This is a genomic window from Streptomyces sp. NPDC038707 (genome assembly GCF_040636485.1).
Lineage (GTDB): Bacteria > Actinomycetota > Actinomycetes > Streptomycetales > Streptomycetaceae > Streptomyces.
In genome coordinates, this window is the sequence record NZ_JBEZUP010000088.1 from 1 (window position 1) to 2,663 (window position 2,663).

Annotated in this window: 2 rRNA genes; both read left to right on the plus strand. The window is 56.6% G+C overall.

Annotated features, from left to right (window positions below):
- A 23S ribosomal RNA gene (locus tag AB0E62_RS39870) occupies nt 1-2,474 on the plus strand; the annotation flags it as partial.
- Nucleotides 2,475-2,556: 82 nt separating this feature from the next.
- A 5S ribosomal RNA gene (rrf, locus tag AB0E62_RS39875) occupies nt 2,557-2,663 on the plus strand; the annotation flags it as partial.

A 2,663-nucleotide genomic window follows, 5' to 3' on the forward strand; every position in this document is an offset into this window, starting at 1 on the left:
TTCTCGTGACTGCGTGCCTTTTGAAGAATGAGCCTGCGAGTTTGCGGTGTGTTGCGAGGTTAACCCGGGTGGGGAAGCCGTAGCGAAAGCGAGTCCGAACAGGGCGTTTCAGTAGCACGCTCAAGACCCGAAGCGGAGTGATCTAGCCATGGGCAGGTTGAAGCGGAGGTAAGACTTCGTGGAGGACCGAACCCACCAGGGTTGAAAACCTGGGGGATGACCTGTGGTTAGGGGTGAAAGGCCAATCAAACTCCGTGATAGCTGGTTCTCCCCGAAATGCATTTAGGTGCAGCGTCGTGTGTTTCTTGCCGGAGGTAGAGCACTGGATAGGCGATGGGCCCTACCGGGTTACTGACCTTAGCCAAACTCCGAATGCCGGTAAGTGAGAGCGCGGCAGTGAGACTGTGGGGGATAAGCTCCATGGTCGAGAGGGAAACAGCCCAGAGCATCGACTAAGGCCCCTAAGCGTACGCTAAGTGGGAAAGGATGTGGAGTCGCAGAGACAACCAGGAGGTTGGCTTAGAAGCAGCCACCCTTGAAAGAGTGCGTAATAGCTCACTGGTCTAGTGATTCCGCGCCGACAATGTAGCGGGGCTCAAGCGTACCGCCGAAGTCGTGTCATTGCAGCATTAGGGCCAACGCCTGCTGTGATGGGTAGGGGAGCGTCGTCTGCCGGGTGAAGCAGCCGCGGAAGCGAGTTGTGGACGGTTGACGAGTGAGAATGCAGGCATGAGTAGCGATACAAACGTGAGAAACGTTTGCGCCGATTGACTAAGGGTTCCTGGGTCAAGCTGATCTGCCCAGGGTAAGTCGGGACCTAAGGCGAGGCCGACAGGCGTAGTCGATGGATAACCGGTTGATATTCCGGTACCCGCTGTGAAGCGTCAAACATCGAGCATCGTGATGCTAAGGCCGTGAAGCCGTTCCGGACCCTTCGGGGAATGGAAAGTGGTGGAGCCGCCGGCCCAAGCGGTTAGTAGGTGAGTGATGGGGTGACGCAGGAAGGTAGTCCATCCCGGGCGGTGGTTGTCCCGGGGTAAGGGTGTAGGACGCAGGGTAGGCAAATCCGCCTTGCATATAGTCTGAGACCTGATGCCGAGCCGATTGTGGTGAAGTGGATGATCCTATGCTGTCGAGAAAAGCCTCTAGCGAGTTTCATGGCGGCCCGTACCCTAAACCGACTCAGGTGGTCAGGTAGAGAATACCGAGGCGTTCGGGTGAACTATGGTTAAGGAACTCGGCAAAATGCCCCCGTAACTTCGGGAGAAGGGGGGCCATTTCTGGTGATCGGATTTACTCCGTGAGCTGGGGGTGGCCGCAGAGACCAGCGAGAAGCGACTGTTTACTAAAAACACAGGTCCGTGCGAAGCCGTAAGGCGATGTATACGGACTGACGCCTGCCCGGTGCTGGAACGTTAAGGGGACCGGTTAGCTCACTTTCGGGTGGGCGAAGCTGAGAACTTAAGCGCCAGTAAACGGCGGTGGTAACTATAACCATCCTAAGGTAGCGAAATTCCTTGTCGGGTAAGTTCCGACCTGCACGAATGGCGTAACGACTTCTCGACTGTCTCAACCATAGGCCCGGTGAAATTGCACTACGAGTAAAGATGCTCGTTTCGCGCAGCAGGACGGAAAGACCCCGGGACCTTTACTACAGTTTGATATTGGTGTTCGGTTCGGCTTGTGTAGGATAGCTGGGAGACTGTGAAGCTCGCACGCCAGTGTGGGTGGAGTCGTCGTTGAAATACCAGTCTGGTCGTGCTGGATGTCTAACCTGGGTCCGTGATCCGGATCAGGGACAGTGTCTGATGGGTAGTTTAACTGGGGCGGTTGCCTCCTAAAGGGTAACGGAGGCGCCCAAAGGTTCCCTCAGCCTGGTTGGCAATCAGGTGTTGAGTGTAAGTGCACAAGGGAGCTTGACTGTGAGACCGACGGGTCGAGCAGGGACGAAAGTCGGGACTAGTGATCCGGCGGTGGCTTGTGGAAGCGCCGTCGCTCAACGGATAAAAGGTACCCCGGGGATAACAGGCTGATCTTCCCCAAGAGTCCATATCGACGGGATGGTTTGGCACCTCGATGTCGGCTCGTCGCATCCTGGGGCTGGAGTCGGTCCCAAGGGTTGGGCTGTTCGCCCATTAAAGCGGTACGCGAGCTGGGTTTAGAACGTCGTGAGACAGTTCGGTCCCTATCCGCTGTGCGCGTAGGAGTCTTGAGAAGGGCTGTCCCTAGTACGAGAGGACCGGGACGGACGAACCTCTGGTGTGCCAGTTGTTCTGCCAAGGGCATGGCTGGTTGGCTACGTTCGGGAGGGATAACCGCTGAAAGCATCTAAGCGGGAAGCCTGCTTCGAGATGAGGACTCCCACCCACTTGATGGGGTAAGGCTCCCAGTAGACGACTGGGTTGATAGGCCAGATATGGAAGCCTGGTAACGGGTGGAGTTGACTGGTACTAATAGGCCGAGGGCTTGTCCTCAGTTGCTCGCGTTCACTGTGTTGGTTCTGAAACCACGAACAGCTCCGCTGTGTTGGCGGTCTGGTTGTCAGTTTCATAGTGTTTCGGTGGTTATAGCGTGAGGGAAACGCCCGGTTACATTCCGAACCCGGAAGCTAAGCCTCACAGCGCCGATGGTACTGCAGGGGGGACCCTGTGGGAGAGTAGGAC